At 58.8% G+C, this 12775-nt stretch carries 10 protein-coding genes; 7 read left to right on the top strand and 3 right to left on the bottom strand.

Annotation, left to right across the window (positions count from 1 at the left end):
* The first annotated feature begins 268 nt into the window (after positions 1 to 268).
* The 3 genes from rsgA (at position 269) to ISS99_RS03135 (ending at position 5341) form a co-directional block, all read left to right on the top strand.
* The gene (gene rsgA, locus ISS99_RS03145) at positions 269 to 1324 is read left to right on the top strand and encodes a ribosome small subunit-dependent GTPase A (protein ID WP_204630132.1); all 1056 of its coding nucleotides are present in this window, start codon (positions 269 to 271) and stop codon (positions 1322 to 1324) included.
* A gap of 10 nt (positions 1325 to 1334) precedes the next feature.
* Positions 1335 to 2612, top strand: coding sequence for a peptidase MATCAP family protein (locus ISS99_RS03140; protein ID WP_204630131.1), 1278 nt, complete (start codon positions 1335 to 1337; stop codon positions 2610 to 2612).
* A 443-nt stretch (positions 2613 to 3055) separates the two neighbouring features.
* Entirely contained in the window at positions 3056 to 5341 is a 2286-nt protein-coding gene (locus tag ISS99_RS03135) for an NADP-dependent malic enzyme (RefSeq protein ID WP_204630130.1), read from the top strand.
* Positions 5342 to 5833: 492 nt separating this feature from the next.
* Here ISS99_RS03135 and ISS99_RS03130 read toward each other — a convergent pair whose 3' ends face one another.
* Positions 5834 to 7426, bottom strand: a complete 1593-nt coding sequence (locus ISS99_RS03130; protein WP_204630129.1) for a hypothetical protein — start codon at positions 7424 to 7426, stop codon at positions 5834 to 5836.
* A 667-nt stretch (positions 7427 to 8093) separates the two neighbouring features.
* On the opposite strand from ISS99_RS03130, the gene ISS99_RS03125 reads away from it, so the two are divergent.
* Positions 8094 to 8426: a hypothetical protein gene (locus ISS99_RS03125; protein ID WP_204630128.1), complete on the top strand. Its 333-nt coding sequence runs from the start codon at positions 8094 to 8096 to the stop codon at positions 8424 to 8426.
* Between the two features lie 112 nt (positions 8427 to 8538).
* Positions 8539 to 8796: an XAC0095 family protein gene (locus tag ISS99_RS03120; protein ID WP_204630127.1), complete on the top strand. Its 258-nt coding sequence runs from the start codon at positions 8539 to 8541 to the stop codon at positions 8794 to 8796.
* 316 nt (positions 8797 to 9112) lie between these two features.
* On the opposite strand, the gene ISS99_RS03115 is transcribed toward ISS99_RS03120, so the two are convergent.
* Both ISS99_RS03115 and ISS99_RS03110 read right to left on the bottom strand, forming a co-directional pair.
* Positions 9113 to 9532 (bottom strand): hypothetical protein, encoded by a 420-nt coding sequence (locus tag ISS99_RS03115; protein WP_204630126.1) that lies wholly within the window; start codon positions 9530 to 9532, stop codon positions 9113 to 9115.
* A gap of 111 nt (positions 9533 to 9643) precedes the next feature.
* Entirely contained in the window at positions 9644 to 9973 is a 330-nt protein-coding gene (locus ISS99_RS03110; RefSeq protein WP_204630125.1) for a hypothetical protein, read from the bottom strand.
* A gap of 493 nt (positions 9974 to 10466) precedes the next feature.
* Between ISS99_RS03110 and ISS99_RS03105 the strand changes: the two genes are divergently transcribed.
* The gene (locus ISS99_RS03105) at positions 10467 to 10835 is read left to right on the top strand and encodes a ribbon-helix-helix domain-containing protein (protein ID WP_204630124.1); all 369 of its coding nucleotides are present in this window, start codon (positions 10467 to 10469) and stop codon (positions 10833 to 10835) included.
* A 12-nt stretch (positions 10836 to 10847) separates the two neighbouring features.
* Positions 10848 to 12752: a type III secretion system outer membrane ring subunit SctC gene (gene sctC / locus ISS99_RS03100; protein ID WP_204630123.1), complete on the top strand. Its 1905-nt coding sequence runs from the start codon at positions 10848 to 10850 to the stop codon at positions 12750 to 12752.
* Positions 12753 to 12775 lie beyond the last annotated feature (23 nt).

Genomic DNA, 12775 nt, shown 5'->3' with positions numbered 1-12775 from the left:
GACGCGCTTTGCATGTTCGTCGGTTCGCAAAAGGCGCGCCGGACAGCAGTGGGCCTTCGCCGGGATGACTGCAAGATGCTGTGCAAGGTCTGGATCACGCTGGAAATCACGGCGATTTTGTGGGAATGCTCGAGCAAAAAACGTGGGCCACCCCAAGGTCCGGCACCCTATTCAAGAGTGTTTAGCGTGGCGCGCGAACGCAAATGATCTTTTGATAGACCTTTTCCCCATTCCCGACTTTCCCGGCACACAGGCATAATCCGGCCTCATGAGCGATGCCCAAACCATCGAACAGCTCCGCCGCATCGGTTGGCGGGGCGACGTCTTGCCAGGTGATGGACGGCAATTGGCGCGGGTCGTGGCACAGCACCGGGCTGGCTACGAACTGCACGACGGCAGCCAGACCTTCGGCGCCCAGCCGGCGGGCCACTTCCTGAAGCGCGGCCTGGACCCGGCCGAGCGCCCGGCGGTCGGCGATTTCGTGGAGATCGAGCCGGGCAAGCCCCCGCACATCCTCACCGTGCTGCCGCGCCGCACCGTGCTGTCGCGGGCCGCCGCGGGCGAGCGCTACGAGCGCCAGGTGATCGCCACCAATATCGACTACGTGCTGGTGCTCACCGGCCTGGACGGCGATTTCAACCCGGCCCGCATCGAGCGCTACCTGTCCCTCACCGAGGGCTCCGGGGCGCAGCCGGTGGTGATCCTCAGCAAGCTCGACCAGCGCAGCGACGCCGAAGCCAGCATCGCCGAGCTGCGTGCCCGCCTGCCGGCCGGCACGCCGATCCACCCCATCAACGGCAAGGACCCGGCCACCACCGCGCCCTTGCTGGCCTACCTCAAGCCGGGCGACAGCGCCGTGCTGGTAGGGTCGTCCGGCGCCGGCAAATCCACCCTCACCAACACCCTGATGGGCATCGAGCGCATGGCCACCGGCGCGGTGCGCGACCACGACAGCCGCGGCCGCCACACCACTACCTACCGCGCCTTGCTGCAGTTGCCCAGCGGCGGCTGCCTGATCGACACCCCCGGCATGCGCGAGCTGAAGCTCACCGGCGAGGAACACCTGGATCTCTTCGCCGACATCGAAGCCATTGCCGAAGATTGCCGCTTTGCCGATTGCGGCCACGGCAGCGAACCCGGCTGCGCCGTGCAACAGGCCTTGCACGACGGCGAACTTTCCGCCGAGCGCTGGCGTAATTACCTGAAGCTGCGCGACGAGCGCGAAGAACAAGCCACCATGCTGGAATCGCGCCTGCGCCGGCAGCGTGGAGGCCGTCCCACGGGCAAGCTGCACGGCCCGCGCGGCCAGAGGGAAAAAGAGTAGTGAGGAAACCATGAGCACGCCGGCCGAAGCCGTCATCCCCGCTGGGCTCGAACCCTACGCCGCACTCGACAAGCGCCTGCTGGCGGCGGTCAAGGGCATCAATATCCTCGCCACCGTGGGTTGGCCGGCATCGCTGGAAGACCGCATGATCGAGGAGTACGGCAAGGGTCAATACGCCTTGCCGGAAGTGCACTACCGCGTGCCCGATCTCTCCGAGGCACGCAAGGAACTGGCCGCGATCGAAAACGAGGCCGGCACCGACAACCCGCTTGGCGATTACCTGCGGCGCACCGCCGAATCCTGGCGCATCGCCGCCGAGATGCTGGAGGCCGTAGGCACCGCGGGCGTCACTGCGCCGTCGATCCAGCTTTATGGAAAACCCGGCGACGCGATCCCCGGTTGCGACCGCAGCAACCTGGATGCGGCACGCTATTTCGTGGAGCTGTCCGACGAACTGGGCGCCGACCTGCACGACGACAACATCGAGGCCAATATCTCCTCCGAAGTGTTGCGTGCCGACTTGTCCAAAGTCCTCGACGAATTTTTCGGCAACGGCAAGATCGCCGTGGAAATCGACAACGACCTCACCGCCAAGGCCGCGGCCGGCGCCACCCGTATCCGCCTGCGCGGCGGCACGCGTTTCAGCCAATACGACCGGCACCAGTTGCTCAACCACGAAGCCTTCGTGCATTCGCTGACCGCCTTGAACGGGCGCGAGCAACCTTTGCTGTCCTCGCTGGCGCGCACCTCGCCGCGCGTCACCGCCACGCAAGAAGGTCTGGCCGTATTCGCCGAGCTGATGTCCGGCGCCATCGACATCGCCCGGCTCAAGCGCATCAGCCTGCGCATCCTGGCCATCGACATGGCCCTCAACGGCGCGGATTTCATCGAGGTCTACCGCTTCTTCAACCGCTGCGGGCAAAGCGTGGGCGACAGCTTCCATTCCGCCCAGCGTGTGTTTCGCGGCGTGCCATTGACCGGTGGTGCGGCCTTTGCCAAAGACAACGTCTATCTGTCCGGCCTGCTCGATGTGCACACCTTCTTCCGCTGGGCTCTGAAAGAACGGCGCCTGGACCTGCTGCGCTATCTGTTCGCCGGCAAGCTGACCTTGCACGACGTCATGAGCCTGGAGCCGTACTTCCTCTCCGGTGCCTTGGCCGCACCGCACTGGCTGCCGCCGTGGATGCAACACGTGCACGGACTGGCCGGCAAACTGGCCTTCTCCTTGTTTATCAACCGCATCCGCATGTCGAAGGTCGAGGCCGAGTCGCTTTCCATCGGCGTGTAGCCGCTCTGCCTTCTCGCTCCCCCTGCCGAATCCCTGTCTCTGGATCACATCTTTCGCTCTGCCACGTCAGCGAAATCGAGGCGGCTCAAGTGCTCCAAACCCTTCTATCTTCCCGCCGTCATCCCGGCGAAGGCCGGGATCCAGTGACTTTACGCGGCGAAGACACTGGATCCCGGCCTTCGCCGGGATGACGATATGAAAGGTTTTTTGCTTACTGGAACCACCTCGATTTCGCTGAAAGCCACACCGAAAGATGTGATCAAGAGACAGGCCGAAGCAGGGGGAGGAGCAAATCGCGAAAAAGCCCCGCTCTTAAATCATCGCCATACAAAGCGAACACCTACACAAAACCAGCGGCGATCCACCAACACCCGGGTGATACCATGCCCGGCAATGTCCGCGACGCGGCCCCGCTTCCTCCCTTTTTTGCTGCACTGCATCCAATGGCCCATTCCGACGACTTCCGCAAAGCCGCACTCGAGTACCACCGCCTTCCGCGCCCCGGCAAGATCAAGGTCTCGCCGACCACCTCGCTGATCACCCAGCGCGATCTGTCGCTGGCGTATTCGCCCGGCGTCGCCTATGCCTGCGAAGCGATCGTCGAAGATCCGCACCTGGCCAGTGAATACACCGCGCGCTCCAACCTGGTGGCGGTGATCACCAACGGCACGGCGGTGCTTGGTCTTGGCGACATCGGTCCGCTCGCCGGCAAACCGGTAATGGAAGGCAAGGGCGTGCTGTTCCAGAAATTCGCTGGCGTCGACGTATTCGACATTGAGCTCAACGAGCGCGATCCCGACAAGCTCGTCGACATCATTGCCTCGATGGAACCGACCTTCGGCGGCATCAACCTCGAAGACATCAAGGCGCCGGAATGCTTCATCGTCGAGCGCAAGCTGCGCGAACGCATGAAGATTCCGGTTTTCCACGACGATCAGCATGGCACCGCGATCATCGTCGGCGCCGCGGTGGTCAATGCGCTGCAAGTGGTCGGCAAGAAAATCGAAGACGTGAAGCTGGCCACGGCCGGCGCCGGTGCGGCGGGCATCGCCTGCCTGGACATGTTGGTGGCGCTCGGCCTGAAGCCGGAACACATCCTCGCCTTCGACCGCGAAGGCGTGCTTTACACCGGCCGCGATCACATGGATCCGGACAAGCAGCGTTATGCGCGTGATACCAACAAGCGCACGCTGGCCGAGATCGTCGACGGCGCTGATATCTTCCTGGGCTTGTCCGCCGGTGGTGTGCTGAAGCCGGAAATGGTCGCGACCATGGCCGACAAGCCGATTATCCTGGCGCTGGCCAATCCCAATCCGGAGATCCTGCCGGAAGACGCCAAGAAAGTGCGCCCGGATTGCATCATCGCTACCGGCCGTTCGGACTACCCGAACCAGGTCAACAACGCGCTGTGCTTCCCGTACATTTTCCGTGGCGCACTGGACGTGGGCGCCACCGGCATCAACGAAGCGATGAAGCTGGCCTGCGTCCACGCGATTGCATCGCTGGCGCAAATGGAATCGGACGATCTGGCCGGTGCCTACGCCGGTGAATCGCCCACCTTCGGAGCGGAGTATCTGATCCCGCGTCCGTTCGATCCGCGCCTGCTGGTGATGCTCGCGCCGGCCGTGGCCAAGGCGGCGATGGAATCGGGTGTAGCCACCCGTCCCATTACCGACATGGAGGCGTATCTCGAAAAGCTCACGCAGTTCATCTATCGCACCGGCTACATCATGAAGCCGATCTACGAGCGTGCGCGCGCGGATCGCAAGCGCGTGGTGTACGCCGAAGGCGAAGAAGAAACCGTATTGCGCGCCGTGCAAACCGTGATCGATGAAAAAATCGCCTATCCGGTTCTCATCGGCCGCCCGGATGTCATCGAAACACGCATTCAGCGCATGGGCCTGCGCATGCGTCAGGGCGTCGATTTCGAGCTGACCAATATCAACGACGACCCGCGTTTCAACGAATACTGGCAGCACTACCACTCGCTGACCGAGCGCCGCGGCGTGTCACCGGCTGCCGCCAAGAACCTGCTTCGCTCGCGTCCCACACTGATCGCCGCCATCATGGTGGAGCGCGGCGAAGCCGACGCCATGATCAGTGGCCTGGTGGGTCGCTATCACAAGAAGCTTGGCTACATTCGCAGCGTGTTCGGCCTCGACCCGGGTGTGTCGTGCACCTCCGCCATGAGCGGCGTCATCAACGACAAAGGCACCTGGTTCTTCCTCGACACCCACGTGCAGTGCGATCCCAGCGCTGAGCAGATCGCCGAAGCAACCTTGCAGGCCACGTATCGCCTCAAGCTGTTCGGCATCGAGCCCAAAGTGGCGCTGCTCTCGCATTCCAACTACGGCAGCCACGACAACGCCAGTGCGGCCAAGATGCGCGAGGTATTCAAGATCCTCAAGGCGCGTGCGCCCAAGCTCGAAGTGGACGGCGAAATGCAGGCCGACACCGCGTGGGATGAAACGCTGCGCCAGCGCATTTTCCCGAATACCACGCTGAGTGGCCGTGCCAATCTGTACGTGATGCCGAACCTCGATGCCGCCAACATCGCCTACAACATGGTGCGCGTGATGACCGACGGCGTCGCCATCGGCCCGATCCTGATGGGCGTCGACAAGCCTGCACATATCCTCACGCCGTCTTCCACCGTGCGCCGCGTGGTCAACATGACGGCCATTGCCGCGGTGGATGCGCAGATTCGCGATCAGATGAGTAAAGATTAAAAGCACTGTACCGATGACATTAACGGATTCGCCGGCGTGTAAGCCGGCGAATCCGTCAATGTACTTCGGTAATTGAACTTTACGCGACGTCGGCACACGTTGTTGAAGTGCGCGCTTTATGATTTCGTCAAAGCCCGCTCCCCGCTGTTCAAGCGTTGCGAGCTTGTAGTGCCTCAAAGGGGGCTGACTCAAGGCAACGGCTAAGTGAGCGATGGGCCGATATATTTAAACCCATCCAACTGATTCCAGCTCGGATCAGGCACGGAAGATCCGTCACCTGTTTTCTCCCAAATGCCACCGTTCCACGAGACGTGATCGCCAGGTTTGTACGTTCTGTACGGGTCATAAGCCGGAGCTGACAGCGCAGCAGCTGGAGCTGGAGTCGGAGTCGGAGTCGGAGCCGGAGCCGGAGCCGGAGCCGGGCCGGTCGGTTGCGCAGCTGCAGGAGGTGGCGTCCAGACAGGGCCAGCCTTAATGAATTTCGAATCCTTATCAGGTGTGATTGGGGGCGTGGACGGAGCGATGGTATCGGCAACTACATAGACATTCCCCCCCCTGGCGCACAAAGTCGCCTGGCTTGTATGTCTTGGTTGGATCGAAATCCATGGCTGCAGCGGTTGATCCAGGAGGCGCATAGATGATGCGACTGGAGCCATCCTTACTCTCTTTAATGTGCTTGATTTGGTCCTCGATGCTTCCATATCCTTCGTCTTCGAAAGCTGGCAAGAACCGTGAGTCGGCTCCCGGGCCTGAGCTCGGTCCGAAGCTTTCTTTAGCCCTGTAGACGAAGCCGTTATATTCGATATTCTGACCTTCATAAATAGTCTCGTTGGGATCCCAAGGCCTCGCATCATCTGAAGTGTTGAGTGCCGGAATCGGCGTGCCGGGCTTCCAGCCTGCGCCAGCTACCTCGAAGCTCAAGCCAAACGAGGCTTTGCCTGACTTGGGATCCGTATCCATGATCTGCTCGCTGGTGCCCGTGATGCTGTCCTTGTAAGGGCCCTGACCGGTATCGGTGTACCAATGCCCACGATAGGATCCATTCTCTTGATTGCCGGCTTCATTGAGCGAATAAGGGTTGTAATAGGTTCCCTTGACGTAATGAATTTGATTACTACCAGTGGTTCGGGAACCGCCTTGTTCGACTACAGAACCACCATCAGTGCTCAGTTTGACGGGGTTTGAGTAGCGTAAATTTCCAATAAACTGCTTGGGCCCGGGGTTTTGCGGGTCTGTTACATCCTGTACATAGCCGTTAAGCACGTGCGGATCACTTTTGTCGGCCTCGACACTAAGGTCATATTTGTGACTGTACTGAAAATCAAGCATCCTGTTGTTTTGTGCGCCGGGTCCTCCGTCAGCACCGCCTAAGCCCGTACTAGTAGTTATCCCTTCGCCAAATCCGGCAAATCTGAATATGGCTTTTCCTGGGGTTGCTGAGGGCTGTATTCCGATATACGCAGCGTTACGACCTCCAAGGTTGTCATTGCCATAGTTGGGCTCACTTCCGTCGCTGTTTTTTATGCTGAATTGTTGGAAAAAGAAATTTCCACCGATACGTCCATCCGCGTTGCCACCATTCGGCGCGTGATCCCCTTCAAGGAGGGTTTTTGCTGAATCGTCGATTTTCATTGGAAAATGCAGGTTGTCCAACGCTTTCGATCCCGTATCTATTGACCAATCGTTGTAGAGAAGATGATTGGCTCCATCTCCATTACTTGGTGCATTAGATGGCAGCGCACCCGGATTGATGGGTATCGAGCTGAGAATTTTTACGCCGTTGTTGTTGGAACCCGTTACGCCAGGGACAGGCTGCGTTTGCGGCACGCCAGAGGGCTGGCTATCCTGCAACGCCGACGATAGGCTGGGGAATTGGCCCGGCAAGGATGGGCTGGTTGGCGTATTGGCCGGTGGCGGCGTGGGTTGTGCCGGACGCGACCAGGGATTGTTCTTGTTGGCGGCAAACGCATTGCCGTTAGGCTTGATCTGCGGCCCTGCATTTCCCTGATTCTGCTTGTTCTCGTTCTGAAGCGACTGTGTATCGTCGTTGTAGTTCGGCGAAGATCCTGCTGCATCCGTTCTCACGTGTGGCTCCTGGCAATAGGGGAATGATCGATCATGCTTTTTCCTGGTTACCGCGATGGAAAACGGCGCTTATGTAATGGCCAAGCATGACGGCAAGCCTCGCACAGGCCGCACGTGGCATGGTGGTACATATGTATGCCCGGAATTACGTGAAGGGTTTTTGTTCAGTTGAGGGTGGCGATACCGTTTGGTAAAGGTGCAACACCGCGCTGTCTTCTGCGCCGAACACTCAAGTTATTGAGCGTTAGTCATGCAGGATGATTAACGGCTTGGCATAGATCCGATTACTTGGACGACGAAAAAATTCCGTGCAGGTTTGCGCCCAGAGGGACGAGGCATAAAAGCCGCCCCTTTTTATCGCACTGCCTTGCAGTGAACGGTATCGCGAGTGCTTGCGAATAAAACCTTCGCCGAGGCCAGGCAGACAAAAAAACCGTTGAGACCAAGTCTCGGCGATGCCGCCGCCACGGCACTCCCTTTCAGGCGATTACGAAATAGCAGCCGCCTATACACGAACGACTGCGGAGTTGGTACTTTGAACGCGCCATCGGTGCAGTCTTTCGGGGCGACACCGATGGCCATGGCAGCAATGCTGTGAGAAGCGCGGAACGTGAGAGTCACTAGCTCCCACGCTCCGCTCACCAACCAACTAGGAGTAATAGTTGATATGGCTGAGCCAGATCATACGGTACTCGCACGCCTGTCGGGTCTCCCCGACCATCTATTCGACCATCTTCCGGTCATTCCGCCGGACACGGTGGACGATGACGAGGCGGCCTTTGAGGAAATCCACGTCGCGGTCGCCGGCATCGAGGAGGTGAAGCGTGTGATCACGCATCTTCTCGGTGACAGTGATGCTTTTCGCGAGATGCTTGAGAGCGGGAAGTTTGTGTTCCCCAAGTTGTGGCCGCTGCCGGCGTCGACGTACGCCGGCTTGCTGGTGGCAATCCACTTCCTCGACCAATGCTCGGACGTGCTTCGGCACGTGCGACATAGGTAACGCGCCAGGGTCCGTATGATCGTTACCGCGGCACACCCCTGGAGGCGGTGTGCCGTACCTGGGCGATCATCCGGCGTGCTGCGCATAAAGCCTACGCAAAGGAGATGCCATCATGGCAAAGAAAGCGAAAAAGCCGGTGCCGCTATCCGGTGAGCTGTGTTACCAGTTGCCCGAGTCCGCGCACGAGCTACTCGGCAGGGTCCGTAACGAGCTGGGCATGCTGGTCCAGGTCTCCGAGCGTCATTGCTGCGACAGGGAAGAAATTTTGCAACTGTCATCTACGATGTTGTCGCAGTATTTCGCTCGGCTGGAGTGGGAGTTGGAGGATGTGCTTGAGGCTTGCTTGGCGCCTTCTGAGGTTGCTCGATAGTTGAGCTGTTCGCCGGCCGAAAGCATCGAAAAAGGGCGGCGACATCGGTAGATGCAAGGCATCTGCCGATGCAGAATGTATTTAGGTGGGAGCACGTCGCCCGTCGTGCGTCGTCTTGCTTGAGTCTTTTTCACGCTTTCGTGCACTACTGCTCAGTACGCATGTTTCGAACCGACGGATACGCAAGCCCTGCTCCGGGGCCTGCATTCGTCAAGCGGCAGAAAGACGCACGAAGCAATGCGATCCAGGCGGCGTACTCCCTCTCCCTTTCGGGGAGAGGGAGCCTGACTTTCCGCCCTCTCCGTGGCTCCCGGGATTACGCGCGGTTGGTTGCGCTGGCGTCGTGCTTGTTTGGGTCAACGTACTGAGAGGGGTTGGCCATCATGCTGGGGTCCCTCACGGCATGGCGCGTGATATCGCGATCGACGAGCTGGCTGTCGTCGACGGTGTTTGCATCCTCGTTCACGGTCCCCGCACCTGCGTCCAGGTTGCCGTCGCTTTGCTGCGCTTCGCCGCCGAGACCGAATAGGTTTTTAAAGAAATCGGCAATGTTCTGGAAGAAGTCCACGAGGGGGTTGCCCGTCGAACCCTTGCCGGTGGCTAAAGCAAAACTATCGTTGTGGTTGGACTTGGCAATCGCGTTCTGGCTGTAAGCGGGGCGCGCGTTTTTGCCCGACAGCGCGCTGGCCTGGTTGGAGTAAGAGGAGGAAGAAACGCCGCTGTTGATGCCATTCATGGCTTGAATCCTTTTGATTGATAAATACGAATAGTGCGTATTGAGCAGAGATTTATGCAGTTAGAAGTCAGCTTCGCGGAAAATATTCCGCCTTGAATGAAAGCCTTTCGACTACTTGCCTAGGCCCACCAGGCTACCGAGCTTCTGCAGTATTCCCATGGAGGAGCCCATCGGGCTCATCGAGATCATTGAGCTCGTGAAGGAGCCCGCCATGCCCATGGCCTGCTTGCCGAGGTCGAGCAACTGTTGGAAGAAATCCATGGGAGCGGCACTTTGCTCGCCGTTGCCAGTGCTCTCTGTGTTCTGTGCGAAGTTCGCGGACGGGTTGGTCTTCACCATCGATTGCTGATCCGCCGCCAGATTGGCTTTTGCCGCGGAACCCGTGTCGATGCCGTCGCTCATGGATGAATGTGAAACGCTGTTGTTCTGGATGCCGTTCATGGCGCGAACCTTCTGGTCGATTTGTACAAAACATCTTTGCGTTGGATGTTTTACGCATTCGATGTGGAACGTATCAAGTTTCTGCGACTAGATGGTCATAAATAAATATTGAATGCGATGATTTTTTCCGAGTCTCTTTAGGGATGGTTCTACTTGGGGTGTGGATGAAGCGTTCCCTGTCGCTTTCGCGTGGACTTATCGAAATCGTCTGGTGGTGTTTGGCGGGAAATTTGGCAAATATCTATGCGTACTGGTGGGCGGCGTGTTCGAAGTTTCATTGAATTTATCTATGTTTTATATATAGAAAATCATCCATTAATTAGTTCTTGTTCGATAGTTTTTAAGTCATCTCATCATCATTATTTACCGAAAGGCAGGTGCACTTCGTTGATGGATGGCCGGTATCTCTGGTCAGCAACGAATGTAGGTCGTTTTTCGGTGCCGCTGTCCAGTTCTTTGGCATGTCTTCCCGTTGATTCATCGGGTGGGAAGCATGTCTGACGATGCCGTTTGGGATGGAGTGATTATGGATGCCATGGACCTGGTTAAGAACGAAGTATTGGGCCTCGGCGTGGGCGAAAATTTCACTACGTTGGACGATTTTGATATGGCTTTGGCCCGGCCGTATGCACGGTCCATGCGTTTGAATGGAAAGCCGACCTGCCTTCGCCTCGAACACATTTACTGGCAGCTGCTTCGCTACGTCGCCCTGCATACAGGGCGGTCGGAAAGCGTTCTATTGGCTGACCTCGATCGCGAAGTGCAAATGCGCTTCGGTCAAGTAAAGAACTTCAGCTCCCTCGTAAGAGTGGTTTCTGTCGCGCAGGTGATTAAAGCCTGCCCGGGCTTGTTGTCACGGTGAACGGAAAACATCATGTATACGCGTAATGAATGTTGGAGTCGGCGACTGCGCAGCGTCGCATCGGGCGCCGAGCGAGAAATTTGCGCGGGCGTCAGCGTTACGCCGTGCCTGCCAGGCATCTGGAAGAGAGCAGGTTTTCGGCTCGCGTTGTGCCTTCTGATCTGCGCGCCGGTTTATGCCGCGCCCATTCCGTGGAAGGCAGCACCCATCACTTATTCTTCGAAGGGAAAACCCTTACGTCAGGTGCTCAAGGACATCCTCGCCACACAGCCCTTCTCCGTGGTGGTGAACGGCGATGTACGCGGCGACGTGCATGGTGAGTTTGATGAGTCAGCGCAGCAAGTGTTCCAGAGCCTGGAGTCGGCTTACGGCTTTATCTGGTATTTCGATGGTTCTGTGTTGTACATCAGTGCCAGCAGCGATTCGCGCTCGGAGGTGATTCCGATCGCTCCCATGTCGCCAGGGCAGGCCATGCAGACATTGTCGCGCCTGGGGTTGGTCGATGCGCGTTTCCCGATCAAGGTGTCGGGCGGCAGTCTGCTGGTCAGCGGTCCCAATCGTTACGTCGAGCTGGTTTCGAAGGCGATTGCGGCAGAGCGCGAACATGCGGCCAATGCGCGGGCCAGTGTCTATAGCACGTCGGCGCCGGCCGGAAAGATGGAGATTCGCGTATTTCCGTTGAAGTACGCACAAGCACAGGATGTCACCCGTACGATCGGCGACGAAGATTACACCGTGCCGGGCGTGGCCACGATCCTGAATGATTTGCTCAGCGGCACGAGCCCCGTGCTGGTGCCGGGTGCCAAAAAGAACCAGGCGTTGCCGAGTGTCTCGGCCGATCCGTTGAAGGGACTGCGCGGTGTGCTCGACATGCGCGCCGAGGCGGACGCCGACGAGGAGGTTCCCAGCTATATCGTGCGGCAGGACGGCAGCAAGATCCGCATCGAAGCGGATGTACGTACCAACGCCATTCTTATTTATGATCGTCCGGAGGCCATGGCCTACTACGAGCGCGCGATCGAGAAGCTCGATCAGCCACAGCGGTTGGTGCAGCTGGACATGTCGATCATCGATATCTCCAGCAGCGCACTGCGCGATCTTGGTGTGGATCTGGCGCTGACCAGTTCGCGATTGAGTGGCAATACCAACGGCTCGCTAGTTGATCTTGGCGGTGCCAGTTTTCAGGGGGTGATCGGCAGCTCGATCACACACCTCACCACCCGCTTGAACGCGTTGGAAAAGCGCGGCAAGGCCAAGATCCTGTCACAGCCGAAAATCGTCACGCTGGACAACATCGAAGCACTGATCGGCAACCAAAGCACCGCTTACGCGCGCGTTGCCGGCGCTTACAGCACCAATCTCTATCCGATCACCGCCGGCTTGCAGGTGAAAGTGACCCCCCAGGTGATCGCGAGCCAGGCGCAGCAGGGTGACTTTCGACTTCCGGACGATATCCGATTGTTCTTGAACATCACCGATGGCTATCTGGATCAGACCGACCGCGTGGATGAGTTGCCGGTGTCCAAGCAAAACTTTATCGCTACGCAGGCCCAGGTGGGCGACGGACAGACGCTGTTGATCGGCGGCTACCGTTATGAAAGCGAAACCCAGCAATTGTCGGGCGTGCCAGGGCTCAGCCGTGTGCCGGTCCTGGGTGCGCTATTTCGGAACACCAGCAAAAAGCACGACCGTACCGAACGCTTGTTCCTGATCACCCCGCGTGTGATCTGGGATAGCGGGGATCTCCAGGCAGCAAAGCAGACTTTGGCGGCGGTGGCGACCGCGTTGGCGCCTGAGACGCCGGTGGTTGGTGAACCGCAGACAGGCACCGACAAGGACGAAAAGCCGCTAGTGGAAATGCTCGCGCCGAAGACGAAGGCCGCCAACAGCGGGAAAGCCAACAACAAAGCCAGGTAACCCATTTGCAAATGTCTTGGCTG

It is taken from the genome of Dyella mobilis, from assembly GCF_016904945.1.
Classification (GTDB): Bacteria; Pseudomonadota; Gammaproteobacteria; order Xanthomonadales; family Rhodanobacteraceae; genus Dyella_B; species Dyella_B mobilis.
The sequence above is the reverse complement of the archived record's forward strand: the minus strand, read 5'-3'. Positions and strand labels throughout refer to the sequence as shown.

Excerpts from the sequence above, each read along its gene's own strand:
- rsgA (WP_204630132.1), top strand. The coding sequence starts at position 269 with ATGAGCGATGCCCAAACCATCGAACAGCTCCGCCGCATCGGTTGGCGG.
- ISS99_RS03140 (WP_204630131.1), top strand. The coding sequence starts at position 1,335 with ATGAGCACGCCGGCCGAAGCCGTCATCCCCGCTGGGCTCGAACCCTAC.
- ISS99_RS03135 (WP_204630130.1), top strand. The coding sequence starts at position 3,056 with ATGGCCCATTCCGACGACTTCCGCAAAGCCGCACTCGAGTACCACCGC.
- ISS99_RS03125 (WP_204630128.1), top strand. The coding sequence starts at position 8,094 with ATGGCTGAGCCAGATCATACGGTACTCGCACGCCTGTCGGGTCTCCCC.
- ISS99_RS03120 (WP_204630127.1), top strand. The coding sequence starts at position 8,539 with ATGGCAAAGAAAGCGAAAAAGCCGGTGCCGCTATCCGGTGAGCTGTGT.
- ISS99_RS03115 (WP_204630126.1), bottom strand. The coding sequence starts at position 9,532 with ATGAATGGCATCAACAGCGGCGTTTCTTCCTCCTCTTACTCCAACCAG.
- ISS99_RS03110 (WP_204630125.1), bottom strand. The coding sequence starts at position 9,973 with ATGAACGGCATCCAGAACAACAGCGTTTCACATTCATCCATGAGCGAC.
- ISS99_RS03105 (WP_204630124.1), top strand. The coding sequence starts at position 10,467 with ATGTCTGACGATGCCGTTTGGGATGGAGTGATTATGGATGCCATGGAC.
- sctC (WP_204630123.1), top strand. The coding sequence starts at position 10,848 with ATGTATACGCGTAATGAATGTTGGAGTCGGCGACTGCGCAGCGTCGCA.